Source organism: Kineosporiaceae bacterium, from assembly GCA_016713225.1.
Lineage (GTDB): Bacteria > Actinomycetota > Actinomycetes > Actinomycetales > Kineosporiaceae > JADJPO01.
The window spans coordinates 828,808-846,174 of sequence record JADJPO010000003.1 but is presented as its reverse complement, the minus strand read 5'-3'; the positions used below and the strand labels follow the sequence as shown (position 1 = coordinate 846,174).

Genomic DNA, 17,367 nt, shown 5'->3' with positions numbered 1-17,367 from the left:
CTGGTTAGGTGCCGGATATGACCGACTCCGAGGGACGACATCCCAGCCGACGCCTGTGGCGCCGAGTGCTCGGAGGTGCCGTCACCCTTGCCGTGGTGGTGGTCCTCGGCCTGATGCGGCTGATCGGGGGAGGAGGCGGCGGGGAACCGCCGGGTGCGGCGTCCGGTGCGGCCACCCCGTCGGCGTCGCCAGGGCGCAGGCTGGACTGCGGACGCTTCGAGTTCCCCTCGTGTTCGGCCACGGACGTGCAGTTCGACCCGAGCTTTCCCGACGCCGGTGACTTCTCCGGCGGGTTCGGGGGCGGCAGCTGCCAGCGGCGGCACACGCCGGTCATCTTCGTGCACGGCAACGCCGACCATGCCGTGAGCTGGGACTCCGACATCGTGGGCACGGTCGCCGGTCGCCCGGCTCCGAGCCGATCGGTCTACGACGAACTGCTCAGTCGTGGCTACCAGCCGTGCGAGCTGTTCGGGGTGACCTTCCTCGAGGCAACCGAACAGCGCATGCCTCAGCTCAACTACCACTCACCCGCCAAGTACCGCATGATCCTCGACTTCGTCGCCGACGTGCAGCGGACGACGGGTGCGGCGCAGGTCGACATCGTCTCGCACTCGCTCGGGGTGTCCATGGCCATGGCGGCCCTGACCTGGAGCGATGAGAAGGGGCACCAGGACGCCGGGTGGTCGGACGTGCGGCGGTTCGTCAACATCGCCGGCGGCGTCCGGGGCCTGTCGTCCTGTCTGGCCGTGGGCTTCGCCAATCCGCTGGCGACGACGTGCGGCTCCCAGAATCTGCTCGATCCCTACGTGTTCGGGTTCTTCCCCTCGGCGAACGGCTGGACGGCGCTCAGCGGCCGCCACAGTCTCGCCGCCATGCCGGCCCGGCACCCGGGCGTGGCGTTCTACACGCTGTCGGCGGGGGAGCACGACCAGGTTCACTGCTCCGGCGTGCCCGCGGTGGGACGGCGGTGTGCCCAGGGTGCGCTCTACCTGGCGGCCACCAACGTGCGCGCTCAGCTGGACGTCGGTGCCGGCTCGAAGGCCACGAGCCTCGACCTGGACATCTCCGACGGGAGTCCGTTCACCGCGCAGGCCGGCGACGTCGATGGCGTCGGACACTACAAGGCCCGCAACAACACCGGCGAGATCATCTTCCAGATGCTGGACGGCGACTGTGTGGGGCTTGCCTGTCGCGGGACCTATGCGGGCACGGTCTCTGTGGTGTCGTGAGCTCGGACGAGCGAGGCTGTGGGCAGCGTTCGGCGGAGGTGGACATGCGCGAAGCCGACACTGACGCAGACGCCGACCGTGGGGAGGGTCACGATCCAGAGCCGGAGTCGAGTGAATTGACATAATGTGCATTATCGGCGTTAGGGTTCGTGTGCAGAGCGGGGTTCGGTTCTGATCCGATTCGGGAGCGCGACGGCTCTCGGTTGACGGTGAATATCGAGTCGCGTGACGGATGTTCGGCGCATCAGGATCGACGCCATGATCACCCTGCATGATGACGAGCTGCCTGTGGACATCTCGCTCGTGCGCAGACTGGTGGCCCGATCGCTGCCGGAGCAGGCGTCCTTGCGATTCGAGCCGTTGACGGCGTCGGGATCGTCGAATGTCCTGTTTCGTCTGGGTGACGACCTGCTCGTCCGGCTGCCACGCCAACCCGCTGGCTGCCGATGATCGCGGACGGCGTCGCGGCCGGTGTACCGGGGTTCGGCTACCCCGAGAAATGGCTGGTCACCCCCTACTACTGGAACACGATGCCGAAGCGCTGTGCCGACCGGCGCGCGATGGCCGCCGCGGTGCTCGTCGAATCGCCCGGCTGACCCAGCCCGGGGGCGTCTCGAAGGGTGAGATCTCGACGTCCCAGCTGGGACTCTCGAACTCCCCCATCACCCGGCGTCGCGGCGAAGATCCCGCCGTTCGGTGAGCGGCTGGAATCCGGCGGCCCGGTAGGTCGCGATGCCGGCCTCGTTGGACGACGACGTGCAGACGATCGCACTGGACGACCCCATCGCCTGAAGTGCGGCTGCTGCCGCGACAGTGACCGCACGGCCGTAGCCTTGGTGGCGGTGGTCACGGTGCACGCCCATCGGTTCGAGCAGTCCAGGTCGTCCGGGTCCGGCGGACCACACGGTCACCGCCGCGACCGCGACACCGAGGTCGTCGTAGGCGAGCAGGCACTGCGCATCGGCGTACGCCGGCCCGATCGCCATGGCCTGCCAGCGCTCGTCGGTGAAGACCGACCCCGGGAACGCCGCGCGTTGCACGCCCGTGCGCTCGTGGACCCGCTCTGGGCCGACCACTTCGATCCGGACACCGGGATCACCGACCGGGCCGATGAGGTTGCGCCGCAACAGAGCCCACGACTCGTCCAGCACCCAACCATGCGCCGAGAGCACCTCGCGCACCGGCGCTCCGGGAGGCAGTTCGACGCTGGCCACGCCTTCGGGCAGAACACCCCGACCCGGGTCCGACAGATCGGCGGCCAGCTGCTGCGAGAGCGCTGCATCGTGCCGAGCGTCGGGTGCGATCGCCAGGCGCACCAACCCGTGCCCATCGAGCTCCCCCACGGCCACGAGCCGTCCGTTCCGGCGCCAGGTCCGGGTCGCCGCAGCAGTCGCCGCCGCGCCGAATCGCCACAACCAGCCCAGATCCCCCGGGTGAAGCTGGACCGGCCCCGCGTCGTCCTGCCACTCCCCCAGGGCGGCGATGATCCCGCCCAACTCGCCGGTATCTGGTTGCCCGAGCTCGATGGTCACACCCCATCACACCCCCTCGCCCGCGAGGCGCGCAGGTGGGTTCGGCTGCGTCGGCGATGATCACATCGAGGAGTCACCATCGCACCGTTTGCGCGAGAGAAACGGTGTTTCTGTGACCCCTCGATGTGATCATGAGCGGGTCGCCGCACCGGTTCGGCGGAACAGCTCGCCCAACAGATGGGCGTAACCGCGTGCATCGTCGATGGCGCGGTGGGTGTGCTCCACGTTGCCCAGCCACTGTGGCGGCAACACCGACGGGTTCAGCTCGGCGACCGGGTACCCCAGGACGGCGGCGGCGTAACTGCGCAGACACAGCCCGGCGCCGTCGAACAAGTGATCGCCGGACGTGTCCTGCACGAGCCCGTAGCGGGTAAACCGTCGCAGGTAGTAGTCGATCCACGGACCGTCGAAGGCGATCGGGGACGCCGCGAACATTCGCGGTCGAGGGAGGCCCTGAACCCAGGAGACGAAGTCCGCCATCACCTCGGGCACCGGCCGAGGGTTCGTGGTGGCGGCGGCCCATGCCTCGACCGGCTGGGTCTGCCACCAGGCGAGGGTCGCCGGCTCAGGAGCCGCGCCCGGCAACGACTCCAGCACCGCCTCGAAGGTGCCGCACTCGGTGCCGTCGGCCCTCACCGCCACCGAGGCGAACGACAGCATCGAGTTGGGACCCGGCGCATGGCCATCGGTCTCGATGTCGGTGACGACGTACACCCACTCATCACGCATCCGGCAATCCCCCTGTCATCACGCGGGTTTGCGCGCCTGCACTCGCTCGATGGCGCCCATCGTGAGGCGCTCGGCGTCCAGGATCTGGACCTCGAAACCCCGCAACACCGTCAACGGACGCCGCGTGAAGTGTTCGCCGTGAAGGGGCACGGTCACCAACTCCACCAGCTGCTGCACGACGCGAATCGGGACCGAGCTGGCCACGACATGGTCCGCCAGGAGCAGGTCTCCCCCGGGTCGCAACACCCGAATCGCCTCGAACAGAGCCGCCTTCTCGTCTGGCACGCAGCACATCGCGAACGTGCACACCACGCTGTCGAAGGAGGCGTCGGCGAACGGCAACGCGGCGGCGTCCGCCTGGTGCAAGGGCACCGCACGGTCGAGGTCGGCGGCACGTCGTCCGGCCAGCTGCAGCATCGCGGGGCTGAAATCAACCCCGGTGAGCGTCACCTCCGATGGGTAGTAGCTGAAGTTGGCGCCGGTCCCGACCGCGATCTCCAGCGTGGCGCCCCGGGCGCGACGTCCCACCCAGCCTCGGCTGGCCGCCATGATCCTGCGCTCGAGCGCTGAGGTGCGGCGGTCGTAGCTGGGCGCCTGCTTGTCCCAGTGGGCGACGCGTGACGCCATCACAGGTCCCGTTCGAAACAGACCATCAACGGCCCGTCATCGCCCTCGGTGCGGCGGAAACCGCTCTTGGCGTAGAGATATCGGGCGGCGACGTCGTCCTCGCTGGTCACCAGGTCGATGTAGTCGGCGCCTCGCTCGCGCGCGTGGTGCAGGCAGGCGGCCATGAGCGCGCGACCCACGCCGGCACCCCGACGGGAGGGCACGACGTACAGCTCGGCCAGGTAGGCCTCGAGCTGATCGCTCCAGATCGACTTGCGCAGCCGGACGACGGCGATGCCTGCCTGGCCGTCGGCGAGCAGCACGACGGTGTCGCCGTCCGCGATCAGTTCGGCCAGCCGCTCGGCGAGCCGCGCCGCACCCGGGGTGGGTTCGTCGTACTCACGATTGAAGGCATCCAGTAGCTGCCCCGCCTCGGCGAGAGCGTCGTCGTCAGGAGTCACCAGGTGGACGGCGGTCATCGGATCACCGTAAGCGCCCGCGATCGCGACGGCGAGCGTGCTCGCCGGCTCGAACCCCGGCAGAGTGGTCATCATGACCGAGGCACACCTCACCGCGGGCACCGAACCGCGCCCGGACGACGTCATCGGCGCCGACCGCTGGGTCGCTTACCTGGACTGGCTGCGCAGCGAGATCGTCACGGCGGTGCTGTCGCTGCCGGACGAGGAGCAGCGTCGATCACGGCTCGACTCCGGGTGGACTCCCCTGCAGCTCCTGTCGCACGTGCTGCACATGGAGCAGCGCTGGTTCGTCTGGGGATTCCTGGGCGAGCCGGTCGAACAGCCGTACGGCGACTGGAACGTCGCCGAGCCCTGGGTGACCGAGACCGACCAGACCCTGCCGGGAGCCCGGTGGCAGGTTCCGGACGACGTGACCGCGGCGCAGCTGGCGCAGCAGTGGGATGCCGTGGCGGCCCGCACCCGGTCGGTCATCCGCCGCCACGGTCCGAACACGCCGGCCGCTCTCGGGGGCCGTTTCGCCACAGCACCCACGCCGACCCTCGAGTGGATCCTGCTGCACGTTCTGGCCGAGTATGCCCGCCACGCGGGCCACCTCGACATCGTCGTCGAGTTGACCCCGACGAACGGGGTGGATGGGTGACCACCCGCCCGCAGATGAGGGCTCCTGACCGAGAGGCGTCCCACAGCGGAACCTCCTCCACGCCCCGACCGGGCGGTCGAGAAACGCTCAGGTGCGTCGGGCCAGACCCTCGAGCAACAGGTCCAGGGTGAACTCGAACTCGGCCTGACTGTCGCACCAGCCCAACGGGTCGTCCTGGTGGTCGTGAAGTTCGGCGGTGACCATGGCCGTCAGGTGCGGTAGCGCAGCGGCCATCTCCGCCATCGCGGCCTCGGTGTCCTCGTCGCTCGGTGCCTCGCCGCCCGCGGCGGGGCTGAACAGCTCCTGGGTGAAGCCCAGGACCATGCTGCCGAGTGCGTGGATCGCCCGATGGGCGAGGTGGTAGCTGAACCCTCCCCCGACCAGGGTGGTCAGGATCTCTTCGTAGTAGGCGTACAACGGCACGGGAATCGCCGTGCGCGAGCCGATGAGGGCTGGGGCCCAGCGATGACGCAGCATCACCTCGCGGGCCGTGAGGCAGCGGCGGCGCAACGCGGCATCCCACTCCTGGCCGTCGTTCGTGGTGGCGCCGATCGCGGTCCCGATCTCGGCGAGGATCGCCTCGACCAGGCCGTCGAGGAGTGAGTCCTTGCCAGGCAGGTGGTAGTAGAGCGACATCGCCTCGACCCCGAGCTCGGAGGCGACCCGGCGCATGGTCACCGCCGCGAGCCCTTCGGCATCGGCAAGCCGCATCCCCGTCACCAGCACCCGATCGCGGCTCAGCGGCTCACGCTGCGCCTGGACGCTCGATCGAAGGTTCTCCTTCACACTCGCCACCTTACCGCGTAAGGTAGCCTTACATCGTAAGATCGAGGGAGCTCGAGATGACTCTGACAACGCCCGCAGCCGTCACCGCCACCAAGCAGGCCCCGCCGGACCTGAAGCGCACAGCCCGCATCACCGGGCTGCTCTACCTGGGGGTGGCGATCACCGGTCTGGCGGGTTTCATCGTCATCCGCGGGCAGGTCATGTTCGTCGACGGCAACCCCGGCCAGACGCTGTCCCACGTGCTGGACCATGACGTGCTGGCCCGGGTGGGCATCGCCCTGGAGCTGGCTCTGGTGCTGACCCAGACCTTCGCGGCGCTGTGGTTCTACCGTCTGTTCCGCAGCGTCGACGCATTCACGGCCGGTCTGATCGCCGTCTTCGGAATGGTCAACGCCGTCGCGATCCTGGGCAGTGCCGCGCTGCTCGCCGCCGCGCGGGACGTCGCCGTCGACTCCTCACTGGCCGGCGCCGGTGACGCTGCCTCGACGGTCCAGCTGCTGTACGTGGTGAGCGGACACCTGTGGGGCGTCGCGTCGTTGTTCTTCGGCCTGTGGCTGATCCCGATGGGCCAGCTCGTGGTCCGCTCAGGCTGGCTGCCGAAGCCCCTGGGGTGGGTGCTCATGGTCGGCGGATGCGGCTACGTGCTGAGTACCTTCGTCGCCTACCTGCTGCCGGCCGCCGGGCTCGTCGCCGACCTGCTGACCGTGCCGGCGAGCATCGGCGAGTTCTGGATCCTCGGCTACCTGATCGCCATCGGCGTCCGCCCCCGGGCCACCTCCAGCGGCGCCTGAGCTCAGGTAGCTCGGTGCGAGCCGAGGGCCAGATGGAAGCTACTGTGCGCAGCCGCTGTGACACTCAGAGCCGCGAAGGGCGCGGCCACACCCTCGGGCAGCTGCTACAGCCGGTGGCGTGACCTGCCGACCCTGTCGAGAGACCGCGAGCGAAGGGTGGGGCAGATGACCGCGTCGACGGACGCCGAGGAGGCTGCCACGGACGAGTCCGAGGACTCGGCGAAAGCTCCGGAGGGCAGGTTCGGTGCGGTGCAGGCCTACCTGCCGAACCGGCGCGAGGCGATCTTCCTGGCCGGCGGCGCGCTGGTGGGTGCCCTCGGCGGAGCCGGTGGGGTCACGTTCACCACGAAGACCCACGTCGTGGCCGACCGCAACGACGCCGATGCGCCGAGCACCAAGCAGGCCCGCGAGTTGCTCGAAGAGGGCAACCACCGGTTCGTCGCCGGCACCCCCGAACACCCCGACCAGACCGCGGCCCGGCGCACCATCGTCGCCACCGGTCAGCACCCGTTCGCCGCCATCCTGTCCTGTGCCGACTCCCGGGTGCCGCCCGAGGTGTTGTTCGACCAGGGTCTGGGCGACCTGTTCGTCGTCCGGTCGGCCGGGCAGGTGGTCGACAAGGCCGTGCTGGGATCGCTGCAGTACGGGGCCGAGCACCTGAAGACCCCGCTGATCGTCGTGCTGGGCCACACAGCCTGCGGTGCCGTGAAGGCCACCATCGAGGCGGTCGAGACCAAGGCCAAGCCCTCCGGGACGGCGATCGACGACCTGGTGACGGCCATCAAGCCGGCCGTGGTCGAGGCCGAGGAGGTCGGCGCCGAGGGCGAGGAGATGGTGGAGGCCGCCATCGGGATCAACGTCGAACGCGTGGTCGAGGCCCTGAAAGCCGACGCGCTGCTCGGCGAATTCGTCGCCAAGCGCGAGCTGAAGGTCGTGGGCGCGATCTACTCGCTCACCACCGGTGAGGTGGAGTGGCTCTGAGCCACCCGAACGGCGGCTCCAGTCGCCGGGCCGATCTGCCGTAACAGCAGGCGTGGACGGCGAATGGGTCGAGGATGCCCCGCGCCGTCCGCTCTCTTTGTGGCTCTCTGTGCGGCGGGTGCACCGTCTCGCGGTGATCGCCGCTCTCGTGCTGCCTCTGGTCGGGACGACGGCCGGTCTCGCCCGAGCCGACACCACCCCGGATCCCTCGACGCTGCGCCGGTCCCTGACCGAACAGACCCGGCAGGTCTCGGCGGCCGAGGCCGACCTGATGAACCAGGCGCGGGCGGCGTCCGTGGCCCTGGAGGCCTTCAGCCTCGCCGTCCAGCATCAGCAGGTGGCCCAGGCCGAGCAGGAACGTCGGCGGCAGGCCGTGGTGGACGCCGAGGCTCAGCTCGCCGAGCGGCGCGCCGATCTCGGGCGATGGGCGCGACAGACCTATCACGGGGGTAACGCGCTCGGCGCCAACCCCACCCTGGCGACATTGCTCGGCGAGGAGACCGACAACCTGGCCCATCGGCAGCGCTTCGTCACGCTGCTCGGGCAGGAGAACAACCGTGCGCTGACGGCCGTGGCTGCCGCGATCGCCGACCGACGGCAGGCCGCCCAGGCCGCCGACGACGCGGCGGTCGCGAGCCAGCGCGCCGTCGTGGCCGCTCAGGACGCCAAGCAGGCCCGGGACGCCGCAGTGCGCCGGCAGCGGGCGGCTCTCGATCGACTCCGGGCACAGCTGCAGGACACCCGCACTGCCGTGGCCGAAGCCGAGCGACAGGCTCGGCTGCTGGCCCAGGCCCGGGCACTCGCGGCCGCCGCTGCATCAGGGTCGGGACCCCAGCGCCGTGACAACCGGATCACCGGCGCCGTCGGGACCTGCGCGGGTGGGGACATGCAGCTCTACGCCAACGGCGAGATCCCGCGGGAGGCGCTCTGCCCGTTGTGGAGCGCGCCGGGGCACTACCTGCGCGCGGACGCGGCCTACGCCTTCGACCAGGTGGCCGCCGAGTACGGCCGGGCGTTCGGCACGCCGCTGTGCGTCACCGACTCGTATCGCTCCTACGCCGAGCAGGTACGGGTCAAGGCGGAGAAGCCCTCCTTGGCGGCCACGCCGGGTACCAGCAACCATGGCTGGGGTACGGCGGTTGACCTGTGCGGCGGTATCCAGGACTTCGACAGCCCGCAGCATCGATGGATGGTTCTGAATGCGCCCGCTTTCGGGTGGTTCCACCCGGGGTGGGCGGAGCGCACCGGCACCCTGCCCGAGCCGTGGCACTGGGAGTTTGCCGGGTGAGTCACTGACAGCCGCCCGGTCGGCCATGATGTCCGGACGAACTTGGCCCGAAGGGAAGACCAATGGTCAGCGGCTCTGAACAGGCACCGGACGTTGCCACGCGGCAACGGCGGCAGCGAGCCTGGTACTTCTACGACTGGGCCAACTCCGCCTACGTGACCACGACGGCCACCGTGTTGTTCGGGCCGTACCTGACCAGCGTCGCCAAGCAGGCCGCCTGCCCCGGGCAGGACACCGACCTGGTCTGCGAGACCAACCTGTCGGTGCTCGGTTTGCCGGTCAACCCGGGCTCCCTGGCCCTGTACACGATCACGGCGGCGACCCTGTTGTCGGCCTTCGTGTTGCCGGTGGTGGGTGCCCTGGTCGACCGCACCGGGCGCAAGGTGGCCCTGATGTCGGGCTTCGCCTGGGTCGGTGCGCTGGCCGCGGCGTGCCTGGGATTCGTCGCGGGCACCAACTGGGGGCTCGGCGTCGTGCTGCAGATGATCGCGGCGTTGTGCCTGGGCTCGTCCCTGGTCGCCTATGACGCGATCCTGATCGACATCGCCACCCCGGACGAGCGCGACCGGGTGTCCAGCCGGGGGTGGGCGCTCGGCTACGCCGGGGGTGGGCTGCTGCTGGCCGTCAACCTCGGGGTGGTGACCGCGCACGATGCCCTGGGCATGTCGACCGGCACCGCTGTACGGCTCAGCCTGTTCACCGCGGGTCTGTGGTGGGCGCTGTTCACCCTGGTGCCCTACCTGGGGCTGCGCAGCCTGCCGATCGTCGCCGGCGAGCGGTCGGCCACGGCGGCGGGACGGGGCTCGGCCGGCCAGAGTCTGGCCCGCCAGTCGTTCGGCCAGCTGCGTGAGACCTTCACCCACCTACGCGGTTACCCGCAGACGCTGCTGTTCCTCCTGGCCTACCTGCTCTACAACGACGGCATCCAGACGGTGATCTCGGCGTCCAGCATCTTCGGCCAGGAACAGCTGCACCTGAGCTCCGACCAGTTGATCATCGTCATCCTCGTGGTGCAGTTCGTCGCCATGGGCGGTGCGCTGCTGTTCGGGCAGCTGGCGGCTCGCTTCGGGGCCTGGCGGTCGATCCTGGCGAGCCTGGGGCTGTGGTGCGTGGTGGTCTCCCTCGGCTATCTCGTCCCGGACCGTGCCTTCGTCGCCTTCCTGGGCCTGGGCGTGTTCATCGGCATCGTGCTGGGCGGCAGCCAGGCCCTGTCACGTTCCCTGTTCAGCCAGTTGATCCCGCGGGGACGTGAGGCCGAGTACTTCAGCCTGTATCAGGCCGCCGAACGCGGCACGAGCTGGTTCGGCACCCTGCTGTTCGGCCTGGTGTTCCAGATCACACACTCCTATCGCTACGCAATCCTGGCCCTGGTTCTCTTCTTCATCGTGGGCGGCGTGCTGCTCTCACGGGTGGATATCCGCCGAGGTATCACCGATGCCGGAAACACGGTTCCTGCGGTGGTCTGAGGCTCTTCTCGAGAAGGTCCGGCGAAGCCGGAACACTCGACGCGCACGCGGCGTTCCATCTGGTGACCACCGTCGAGGCGCGCGAAGGACGGCTGCAATGAGCGACCGGAGTATGCGAGGCACCCGCCTGGGTGCCCAGAGTCTGGAGAGCGAGGCCGGGGTTCAGCCCGCGGCCCGCCAAGAGATCACGTACATCTGCCCGAATGGGCACACCGTGATCGTGCCGATGTCCGTCGAGGCCGACATCCCCGCCCTGTGGGAGTGCCGCTGCGGCACCCTCGCCCTGCGGGAGAACGCCGAGACCCCCGATGCCAAGCCCGGCAAGCCGCCGCGCACGCACTGGGACATGTTGATGGAGCGGCGTACCACGGCCGAACTCGAGGTTCTGCTGGAGGAGCGACTGGCCCTGTTGCGTAGCGGCGCCCTCACCGCTCGGCGCCGTTCGGCCTGAGCCGTTCCCTCACGCCTCGTCGGAGGGCCCGCCATCACGATCCGTGATGGCGGGCCTTCTGCTGTCCGGATCGGCTGCGGTGGTCGGGGGCATCGGATCCACCGAGATCACCCTCACCCGGGCCTGCGGGCCGGCCGCCGCGATGCGTCGGCGCACCAGTCGCGACGCCCCGGCTGATGCCAGCCGGCCAACGCCCGGGATCAGCAACACCAGCCCCGCGATGGTCCCCAACAACCCGGGCACGGTGAGCAGGACACCGGCCAGCGCCGTCACCAGCCGTTCGCCGGGTGATCGGGGTGTGCTCACCGGGCCGTCGGCCGTGATCGTGGTGACACCACCGGCACGGCCGGCCTCGGCGAGATCGGCCAGGGCACCGCGCCCCGCCCGGCGCATCACACTCACCCCGAGCACGCTGGAGGCGAGCAGGATCAGCAGGGTGGGCCCGACCCCGATCCGCTGGCCCACCTGGATCAGCAGCGCCAGCTCGAGCACTGGCCAGGTCAGGGCGATGGCGGCGAGCGTGCGCGGGCGCATCAGGTCGTCCGGGAGCCGCTCGGCTCGGTCCGTCCGCTCCGGTCTCGTCCGGTCAGCCGCTCGAACCGGCGCCGCGCCCCCCACTGGGTGACCCGCCACAACGCCTCGATCACGATCGACTGGCTCATCTTGCTGGTGCCGTGCTCGCGCTCGACGAAGGTGATGGGCACCTCCTCGATCCGCAGCCCGGCTCGGACGGCGCGCCAGGTGAGGTCGACCTGGAAGCAGTACCCCTGGGACTCGACGTCCTCGAGGCGCATCTGCTGCAGGGCCTCGGCTCGGAAGGCCCGGAAGCCGGCGGTGGCGTCGCGGACCGGGATGCCCAGGGCCAGCCGCGTGTAGAGGTTGCCGCCCTGCGACAGCACCAGCCGCCGCCGCGGCCAGTTGACCACCGAGCCGCCCGCCACCCAGCGCGAGCCGATCACCAGATCGGCCCCGGCCTCGATCCGATCCAGCATCGCGGGCAGGCGCTCGGGCGGGTGGGACCCGTCGGCGTCCATCTCGATCAGCACGTCGAAACCGCGCTCGATCCCCCACCGGAATCCGTCCAGATAGGCGGCTCCCAGGCCCTGCTTGCCGGGGCGGTGCATCACGTGCAGGTGGTCGTCGGCGGCGGCCATGCCATCGGCGAGCACGCCGGTGCCGTCCGGGCTGTTGTCATCGGCGACCAGGATGTGCAGTTGCGGGGCGGCCTCGCGCACCCGCCGCACGATCTTCGGCAGGTTCTGGCGCTCGTCGTACGTCGGGATGATCACCAACGGACGGCGCGTGGCCTCGCTCATGCAGGCTCCTCCGATTCGGGTACGGGTGCCGGGCGCCGACGGGGGCGCCATCCGGCCACCGCGAGCAGCAGACCGGCCACGGCGAGCAGGCCCTCCGGCCAGGCTCCCACGGTGGTGGCGACGGTCTGCGCGTGGCGGACCGGTATCGCTGCCTGGAGCACCTCGGTGGTGAAGTGGCCGGATCGCTGGATCAGGCGGCCGTCCGGCGCGATCAGGGCGCTGACGCCGACGGTCGAGATGTGCACCACGGCGCGGCCGGACTCCACGGCCAGCAGCCGCGACATCGCCAGCTGCTGCACGCTCTCGTCGGTGAACCCGAAGGTGGCATTGTTGGTCTGCACCAGCAACACCTCGGCCCCCCGTCGCACCCCGTCGCGCACCAGGTCGTCGTAGGCCACCTCGAAGCAGATGATGTCGCCCAGGCGTACTCCCCCGGCAGTGAGCACCGGCGGGCGGGTGCCGGCGACGAAGTCGCGGGTGATCAGGTCGACCTTGTCGCTGAAGATGCGGAAGAACGAGCGATACGGCATGTACTCGCCGAACGGCGCCGGGTGCCGCTTGACGTAGAACTCCCCCTTGCCCGGTGTCACCGCGCCCGGTGAGCCCAGAGCGGGCGTGCCGGGCGCCGGCAGGCTCGGACCCCACACGATCGAGACGTTCGAGAGATGACCAGGCGGTTCCTGCAGCACGGCGCCGACCACCACGGGGACACCGATCCGGTCGACCGCGGTCCGGATCACCATGGCCGCATCCGGGTTGCGGGTGGGGTCGATGTCGCTGGCGTTCTCGGGCCAGAGCACGACGTCCGGACGGCGCGCCGTCCCGGCATCGACCTGGTCGGCGAGCGCCGTGGTGGCCCGGGCGTGGTTGTCCAGGACGGCCCGGCGTTCGGCGTTGAAGTCCAGTCCGGGCACCGGCACGTTGCCCTGCACCGCCGCCACCTGCACGTCGCGGACGCCGTCCGTGGGCCGCGGGATGGCGGCCGCGGCGAGAACGGCCAGGACGGCGACGGCCAGGACGGCGCCCGTGGCCGCCGGAATCAGCTGACGGTCGGTGCGAGGGGCGCGTCGAGCGAGCGGGGCCAGCGCGGCCAGGGCGGTCAGGGCGACGGCCAGGCAGCCGCCGATGAGGGCCACCAGGGCACTGACCGCCGGCGCGCCGCCGAGCGAGGCCACGCCGAGCAGCGGCCCGTCGGTCTGCGAGAAGGCCAACCGGGCCCACGGGAAGCCGCCGAACGGCGTCCGCGATCTCAGCGCCTCCTGCAGCACCCAGAGCCCGCTGATGCCCAGCACCGTCGTCCCCGCGCCGAGCAGGTGTGAGCGCAGGCCCCCCGCGCGCGTGGCGCGGGACAGCAACCGCCACACCGGGGCGGTCAGCGTGGCCATGCCGGCGACGTAGAGCGCCTCCAACGTGGCCAGGGCGAACCAGGGCAGCTTGCCGACGTAGACGCCCGACCAGGCGAGCAGGGGAACGAACATCGCCCACCCGGCGAGCAGACCGAGCCAGGCCGCCCGCCGCAGGCCCTGACCGCGTACCGCGAGGGCGATCAGGGCGACGCCGATCGGGGCGAGCCACCACAGGGTGCGTCCGGGAAAGGCCGCCCACACGGTCGTGCCACCTGCCAGCGCGAGGACGGCGGCCGGGTACGGGTGCAGCCGGCCCAGGGACGTGTCGTCGAGATCGGTGACGAGGGCGGAGCGCGCCGCAGTGCCGTCCTCCGTCGAGGCGACCAGGTCGGCCGGGGATGCGCTCACCGGGGAAGCGTAGTCCGAACTGGCGGCCGGAGAGAGATCGACCGGGCCCGCGGTGTCCTTCGGTCCGAGATCGACCTCGTCGGGTGCGAGGGCGACCCCGTTGTCTACGGGACACGCGGGCCCGGTCCGTGCCCACCAGGCCGCCAGCCGGCGGAGCGTGGTCGGTGGGGCCTGGCCTCGGAGTCGTGGCTACCCGCCCCCTGGCCCACCGTGTACGGCGCTCCGGCCGTGGCGGCCGTCCGCGAGCGGTGGACGGCCACCGATGAACCTAGCCGTTCCCGCTGACCTGTCAACGCGAGGCTGACCTGCAGGAACGTGGATCAGCGCAGGTCAGCAGGGTTGTGCACGCGCTCATCGGGCCGCCAGATTTCGACGGATGGACGGCGTGTCGGCGACGACCGGCTGATGCGGCGGACGCCGAACGTGCGACGGTGCGCGACGGTGCGACCAGGGTTGTCGCGGGCGATGGCCGCCGTCACGGCACGACGACGGTGCCCCGGGCCGTGGTGGCCACCAGTGGTGGGTCGAGTACTGCGGCGGCTCCCGCGCTCGCGCCGTCCTGGTCGGCCGTGCCCCGGCAGAGCACGGTGGCGCTGAACTCGATCTCTCGGCTGCGCCGTCCCACTCGGACGATGCGTGCGGTCACCTCGAGGACGTCCCCGGCGCGCACGGGAGCGTGGAAGGTCACCTCGGAATACGAGGCGAACAAGCCCTCGTCGCCGTCTGATCGGATGCACACCTCGGTGGCGACGTCACCGAAACAGGCCAGGCTGTAGGCGCCGTCCACCAGGTTGCCGGCGTAGTGGGCGTGGCTGTAGGGCACGTACCGGCGGTGGCTGACGGTCAGGCCGAGGCGCGGGTCGGTGGTCATGCGGTCCTCCGGGACGAACGGGTGCGGGCGGCCGTGGCGGCCTTGGCCGGGACGAGGCGGTGCACCAGGTACGAGGCGACCTCGCCCGGCGTGGTCCCCTTGCCGAAGATGCGGTCGACGCCGAGGTCGGTGGCGGCCCCCTCGTCGAAGCGCGGGCCGCCGACGACCAGCACCGGACGCCGCTCGGCCGGGTAGGCCTCGCGGAACGCGGCCGACATCTCGCGGGTGTTGTGCAGGTGGGCGTCCTTCTGGGTCACCACCTGCGAGACCAGGACGGCGTCCGCCCGAGTGGCGATGGCGCGCTCGACCAGGTCGGGCACCAGCACCTGGGCGCCGAGGTTGTGCACCTCGATCTCGCGGTAGTACTCCAGGCCCTTCTCGCCGGCGAAGCCCTTGATGTTGAGGATCGCGTCGATGCCGACGGTGTGGGCATCGGTGCCGATGCAGGCGCCGACCACGACCAGTTTGCGGCGCAGCCGGGTGCGGATCGCGGCGTTGACCTCCTTGGCGGCCAGCAGCGGGTACTCGCGTTCGGCGACGTGGACGGCGTCCAGGTCGACCAGGTGGTTCACCCGGCCGTAGACGACGAAGAAGGTGTAGTCCTCCCCCATCGCCTTGGCGTGCACGACCAGGGCGGGGTCCATGCCCATGGCCCGGGCCAACTGCTGGGCGGCACCCTCGGCCTTCTTGCCCGCCGGGACGGGCAGGGTGAACGACAGCTGCACCATGCCGTCACCGGTGGTGTCGCCATAGGGCCGGATCACCGAGCCGGACGCGGTCATCGCGAGGCTCCTTCCGCGAGCAGATCGAGGGCGGGGTTGAGATACCCGGTCTCGCGTCGTTCGACGCCGTCCAGTCCCTTGCCGGCATCGGCCGGCCGGCGCATCAGCCCGAACGTGCCGTCGCCGATGGCGTTCAGCAGGCCGTCGTCCACGATCTTCTCCAGCAACTCGACCGCCTCGCCGAGCACGGTGCGGGCGCGGGTGGCGATGAAGCCGTCGGCCGGCGGGTGGAAGTCCTCGGTCAGGCCGGAGCAGGCGTCCATCACGTATCGCACGTTCTGCAGCGCGAGGTCGCGGTCGGACAGCCACGGGGTGACGACGGCCTCGGTCATCATGCCGACCAGCAGGATGCCCTGGCCGGTGAGCGCCCCGGCCAGGTTGAAGAAGCCGTCGAGCAGGTAGCCGCGGAAGACGTCGCCGGTCATGTGTTTGGTGGGCGGCATCCACTTCAGCGGGGCGTCCGGGAACAGCGTGCGGGCGAGCAGCGCGTGCGCCAACTCCAGCCGGAACGACTGCGGCACCGCAGGGTCGATCTCGAAGGCGTGCCCCAGGCCCATCTGCCAGGCCTCGAGGCCGGCCTCGGCGGCGAAGTACTCGTTCAGCAACTGGCTGACCGTGACGGTGTGGGCGGCGTCCACGGCGTCGGCGGTGGTGAGGTAGTTGTCCTCGCCGGTGTTGATGATGATCCCGGCGCGGGCGTGGATCTGGCGGGAGAACCGCTGGTCGACGAAGGTGCGGATCGGGTTGATGTCGCGAAACAAGATTCCGTACATGGAGTCGTTGAGCATCATGTCGAGGCGTTCCATGCCGGCCAGCGCCGCGATCTCGGGCATGCACAGCCCCGAGGCGTAGTTGGTCAGCCGGACGTACCGGCCGAGCTCGCGACTCACCTCGTCGAGCGCTGTCCGCATGATGCGGAAGTTCTCCTGCGTGGCGTAGGTGCCGGCGTACCCCTCGCGGGTGGCTCCCTCGGGCACGTAGTCGAGCAGGCTCTGCCCGGTCGAGCGGATCACCGCGATGACGTCGGCGCCGGCTCGGGCGGCCGCCTGGGCCTGGACGACGTCCTCGTAGATGTCGCCGGTGGCGACGATGAGATAGATCCAGGGACGGCGCGGTGCGTCACCCAGGCGCGCGATCAGCTTGTCGCGCTGGCCGCGGGCCCGGTCGATCCGCCGGATGCCCCCGGCTACCGCGGCGCGGGAGGTGCGGGCGGCGCGGGCGGCGTCCCGGCCCTCGGGCAGGCGGAAGCTCACCGATCCGGCGGCGGCCTTCTGGGCCAGCGTGAGCAGGTCCTCGGCCTCGCCTCGGGCCAGGGCGTCCCACACCGGCAGGCAGACGCCGTGACCCAGGCCGGTCTCGGCGCGCACGGCATCGACCAGGTGGTTCACCCAGGGGATGCGCTCGGTGTCGGCGCCGGTCAGCCCGGCCAGGCGCAGCGTGGCGCGCTCGACCGAGACCGTGGTGTGCGCCGTCGCCAGCCGGACGACGGGTCGCCCGGCGCGGCGAGCCAGGGTGCGCGCTCGACGCACCGTCGCGGGGTCGAGACTGATCACCGAGGATCGACGAGTCATCGAAATTTCTCCTTCCAATCCATCGATCGTACGGAAAAACTGCACGTTTGAGCTAGCTGCAACGCAATATCGGCACCCCGCGGCGGATTCAGATC

Annotated in this window: 20 protein-coding genes; 9 read left to right on the top strand and 11 right to left on the bottom strand. The window is 70.5% G+C overall.

The window, feature by feature from the left end; all coding sequences use genetic code 11:
- Positions 1-17 precede the first annotated feature (17 nt).
- From IPK24_14940 to IPK24_14930, 3 genes are all read left to right on the top strand, one after another.
- Positions 18-1,229, top strand: a complete 1,212-nt coding sequence (locus IPK24_14940; GenBank protein MBK8076822.1) for a lipase — start codon at positions 18-20, stop codon at positions 1,227-1,229.
- A gap of 258 nt (positions 1,230-1,487) precedes the next feature.
- Positions 1,488-1,679: a hypothetical protein gene (locus IPK24_14935; GenBank protein MBK8076821.1), complete on the top strand. Its 192-nt coding sequence runs from the start codon at positions 1,488-1,490 to the stop codon at positions 1,677-1,679.
- Positions 1,676-1,825 (top strand): hypothetical protein, encoded by a 150-nt coding sequence (locus IPK24_14930; protein MBK8076820.1) that lies wholly within the window; start codon positions 1,676-1,678, stop codon positions 1,823-1,825. The genes IPK24_14935 and IPK24_14930 overlap by 4 nt, the downstream gene beginning before the upstream one ends.
- 66 nt (positions 1,826-1,891) lie before the next feature.
- Here the strand turns inward: IPK24_14930 and IPK24_14925 are convergent, their stop codons facing one another.
- The 4 genes from IPK24_14925 to IPK24_14910 all read right to left on the bottom strand — a co-directional run bounded on the left by IPK24_14925 (position 1,892) and on the right by IPK24_14910 (position 4,575).
- A complete protein-coding gene (locus IPK24_14925; GenBank protein MBK8076819.1) occupies positions 1,892-2,755 on the bottom strand; it encodes a GNAT family N-acetyltransferase in 864 nt (287 codons plus the stop codon).
- 135 nt (positions 2,756-2,890) lie between these two features.
- On the bottom strand, positions 2,891-3,490 hold the full coding sequence (locus IPK24_14920) for a 3'-5' exoribonuclease (GenBank protein ID MBK8076818.1): 600 nt from the start codon (positions 3,488-3,490) through the stop codon (positions 2,891-2,893).
- 18 nt (positions 3,491-3,508) lie between these two features.
- A complete protein-coding gene (locus IPK24_14915) occupies positions 3,509-4,117 on the bottom strand; it encodes a class I SAM-dependent methyltransferase (GenBank protein ID MBK8076817.1) in 609 nt (202 codons plus the stop codon).
- Positions 4,117-4,575, bottom strand: coding sequence for a GNAT family N-acetyltransferase (locus IPK24_14910; protein MBK8076816.1), 459 nt, complete (start codon positions 4,573-4,575; stop codon positions 4,117-4,119). The genes IPK24_14915 and IPK24_14910 overlap by 1 nt, the downstream gene beginning before the upstream one ends.
- A 73-nt stretch (positions 4,576-4,648) precedes the next feature.
- Between IPK24_14910 and IPK24_14905 the strand changes: the two genes are divergently transcribed.
- Positions 4,649-5,215 carry a DUF664 domain-containing protein gene (locus IPK24_14905; protein ID MBK8076815.1) on the top strand — a complete coding sequence of 189 codons (567 nt, stop codon included), beginning with the start codon at positions 4,649-4,651 and terminating at the stop codon, positions 5,213-5,215.
- Positions 5,216-5,302: 87 nt separating this feature from the next.
- Here IPK24_14905 and IPK24_14900 read toward each other — a convergent pair whose 3' ends face one another.
- Complete coding sequence (locus tag IPK24_14900; GenBank protein ID MBK8076814.1) at positions 5,303-5,926, bottom strand: TetR/AcrR family transcriptional regulator; 624 nt, start codon at positions 5,924-5,926, stop codon at positions 5,303-5,305.
- Between the two features lie 131 nt (positions 5,927-6,057).
- On the opposite strand from IPK24_14900, the gene IPK24_14895 reads away from it, so the two are divergent.
- The 5 genes from IPK24_14895 to IPK24_14875 all read left to right on the top strand — a co-directional run bounded on the left by IPK24_14895 (position 6,058) and on the right by IPK24_14875 (position 10,978).
- Complete coding sequence (locus tag IPK24_14895; GenBank protein ID MBK8076813.1) at positions 6,058-6,792, top strand: DUF4386 domain-containing protein; 735 nt, start codon at positions 6,058-6,060, stop codon at positions 6,790-6,792.
- A gap of 165 nt (positions 6,793-6,957) precedes the next feature.
- Entirely contained in the window at positions 6,958-7,773 is an 816-nt protein-coding gene (locus IPK24_14890) for a carbonic anhydrase (protein ID MBK8076812.1), read from the top strand.
- Positions 7,774-8,044: 271 nt separating this feature from the next.
- On the top strand, positions 8,045-9,061 hold the full coding sequence (locus IPK24_14885) for a D-alanyl-D-alanine carboxypeptidase family protein (GenBank protein MBK8076811.1): 1,017 nt from the start codon (positions 8,045-8,047) through the stop codon (positions 9,059-9,061).
- A gap of 62 nt (positions 9,062-9,123) precedes the next feature.
- The gene (locus IPK24_14880) at positions 9,124-10,527 is read left to right on the top strand and encodes an MFS transporter (protein MBK8076810.1); all 1,404 of its coding nucleotides are present in this window, start codon (positions 9,124-9,126) and stop codon (positions 10,525-10,527) included.
- A 97-nt stretch (positions 10,528-10,624) separates the two neighbouring features.
- Complete coding sequence (locus IPK24_14875; GenBank protein ID MBK8076809.1) at positions 10,625-10,978, top strand: RNA polymerase-binding protein RbpA; 354 nt, start codon at positions 10,625-10,627, stop codon at positions 10,976-10,978.
- Positions 10,979-10,987: 9 nt separating this feature from the next.
- On the opposite strand, the gene IPK24_14870 is transcribed toward IPK24_14875, so the two are convergent.
- The 6 genes from IPK24_14870 to IPK24_14845 form a co-directional block, all read right to left on the bottom strand.
- Entirely contained in the window at positions 10,988-11,512 is a 525-nt protein-coding gene (locus IPK24_14870) for an FxsA family protein (GenBank protein MBK8076808.1), read from the bottom strand.
- Positions 11,512-12,294 (bottom strand): polyprenol monophosphomannose synthase, encoded by a 783-nt coding sequence (locus IPK24_14865; protein ID MBK8076807.1) that lies wholly within the window; start codon positions 12,292-12,294, stop codon positions 11,512-11,514. The genes IPK24_14870 and IPK24_14865 overlap by 1 nt, the downstream gene beginning before the upstream one ends.
- A complete protein-coding gene (gene lnt / locus IPK24_14860) occupies positions 12,291-13,949 on the bottom strand; it encodes an apolipoprotein N-acyltransferase (GenBank protein ID MBK8076806.1) in 1,659 nt (552 codons plus the stop codon). Before lnt ends, IPK24_14865 begins: the two co-directional genes overlap by 4 nt.
- Before the next feature lie 574 nt (positions 13,950-14,523).
- Positions 14,524-14,919 (bottom strand): 3-aminobutyryl-CoA ammonia-lyase, encoded by a 396-nt coding sequence (locus IPK24_14855; protein ID MBK8076805.1) that lies wholly within the window; start codon positions 14,917-14,919, stop codon positions 14,524-14,526.
- Positions 14,916-15,701, bottom strand: coding sequence for a cobalamin-dependent protein (locus IPK24_14850; GenBank protein MBK8076804.1), 786 nt, complete (start codon positions 15,699-15,701; stop codon positions 14,916-14,918). The genes IPK24_14855 and IPK24_14850 overlap by 4 nt, the downstream gene beginning before the upstream one ends.
- Positions 15,698-17,272 carry a lysine 5,6-aminomutase subunit alpha gene (locus IPK24_14845; protein ID MBK8076803.1) on the bottom strand — a complete coding sequence of 525 codons (1,575 nt, stop codon included), beginning with the start codon at positions 17,270-17,272 and terminating at the stop codon, positions 15,698-15,700. The genes IPK24_14850 and IPK24_14845 overlap by 4 nt, the downstream gene beginning before the upstream one ends.
- Between the last annotated feature and the right edge of the window lie 95 nt (positions 17,273-17,367).

Coding starts and splice junctions, on each gene's coding strand:
- IPK24_14940 (MBK8076822.1), top strand. CDS start 18: ATGACCGACTCCGAGGGACGACATCCCAGCCGACGCCTGTGGCGCCGA.
- IPK24_14935 (MBK8076821.1), top strand. CDS start 1,488: ATGATCACCCTGCATGATGACGAGCTGCCTGTGGACATCTCGCTCGTG.
- IPK24_14930 (MBK8076820.1), top strand. CDS start 1,676: ATGATCGCGGACGGCGTCGCGGCCGGTGTACCGGGGTTCGGCTACCCC.
- IPK24_14920 (MBK8076818.1), bottom strand. CDS start 3,490: ATGCGTGATGAGTGGGTGTACGTCGTCACCGACATCGAGACCGATGGC.
- IPK24_14915 (MBK8076817.1), bottom strand. CDS start 4,117: ATGGCGTCACGCGTCGCCCACTGGGACAAGCAGGCGCCCAGCTACGAC.
- IPK24_14910 (MBK8076816.1), bottom strand. CDS start 4,575: ATGACCGCCGTCCACCTGGTGACTCCTGACGACGACGCTCTCGCCGAG.
- IPK24_14905 (MBK8076815.1), top strand. CDS start 4,649: ATGACCGAGGCACACCTCACCGCGGGCACCGAACCGCGCCCGGACGAC.
- IPK24_14900 (MBK8076814.1), bottom strand. CDS start 5,926: ATGCGGCTTGCCGATGCCGAAGGGCTCGCGGCGGTGACCATGCGCCGG.
- IPK24_14895 (MBK8076813.1), top strand. CDS start 6,058: ATGACTCTGACAACGCCCGCAGCCGTCACCGCCACCAAGCAGGCCCCG.
- IPK24_14890 (MBK8076812.1), top strand. CDS start 6,958: ATGACCGCGTCGACGGACGCCGAGGAGGCTGCCACGGACGAGTCCGAG.
- IPK24_14885 (MBK8076811.1), top strand. CDS start 8,045: ATGAACCAGGCGCGGGCGGCGTCCGTGGCCCTGGAGGCCTTCAGCCTC.
- IPK24_14880 (MBK8076810.1), top strand. CDS start 9,124: ATGGTCAGCGGCTCTGAACAGGCACCGGACGTTGCCACGCGGCAACGG.
- IPK24_14875 (MBK8076809.1), top strand. CDS start 10,625: ATGAGCGACCGGAGTATGCGAGGCACCCGCCTGGGTGCCCAGAGTCTG.
- IPK24_14870 (MBK8076808.1), bottom strand. CDS start 11,512: ATGCGCCCGCGCACGCTCGCCGCCATCGCCCTGACCTGGCCAGTGCTC.
- IPK24_14865 (MBK8076807.1), bottom strand. CDS start 12,294: ATGAGCGAGGCCACGCGCCGTCCGTTGGTGATCATCCCGACGTACGAC.
- IPK24_14855 (MBK8076805.1), bottom strand. CDS start 14,919: ATGACCACCGACCCGCGCCTCGGCCTGACCGTCAGCCACCGCCGGTAC.
- IPK24_14850 (MBK8076804.1), bottom strand. CDS start 15,701: ATGACCGCGTCCGGCTCGGTGATCCGGCCCTATGGCGACACCACCGGT.
- IPK24_14845 (MBK8076803.1), bottom strand. CDS start 17,272: ATGACTCGTCGATCCTCGGTGATCAGTCTCGACCCCGCGACGGTGCGT.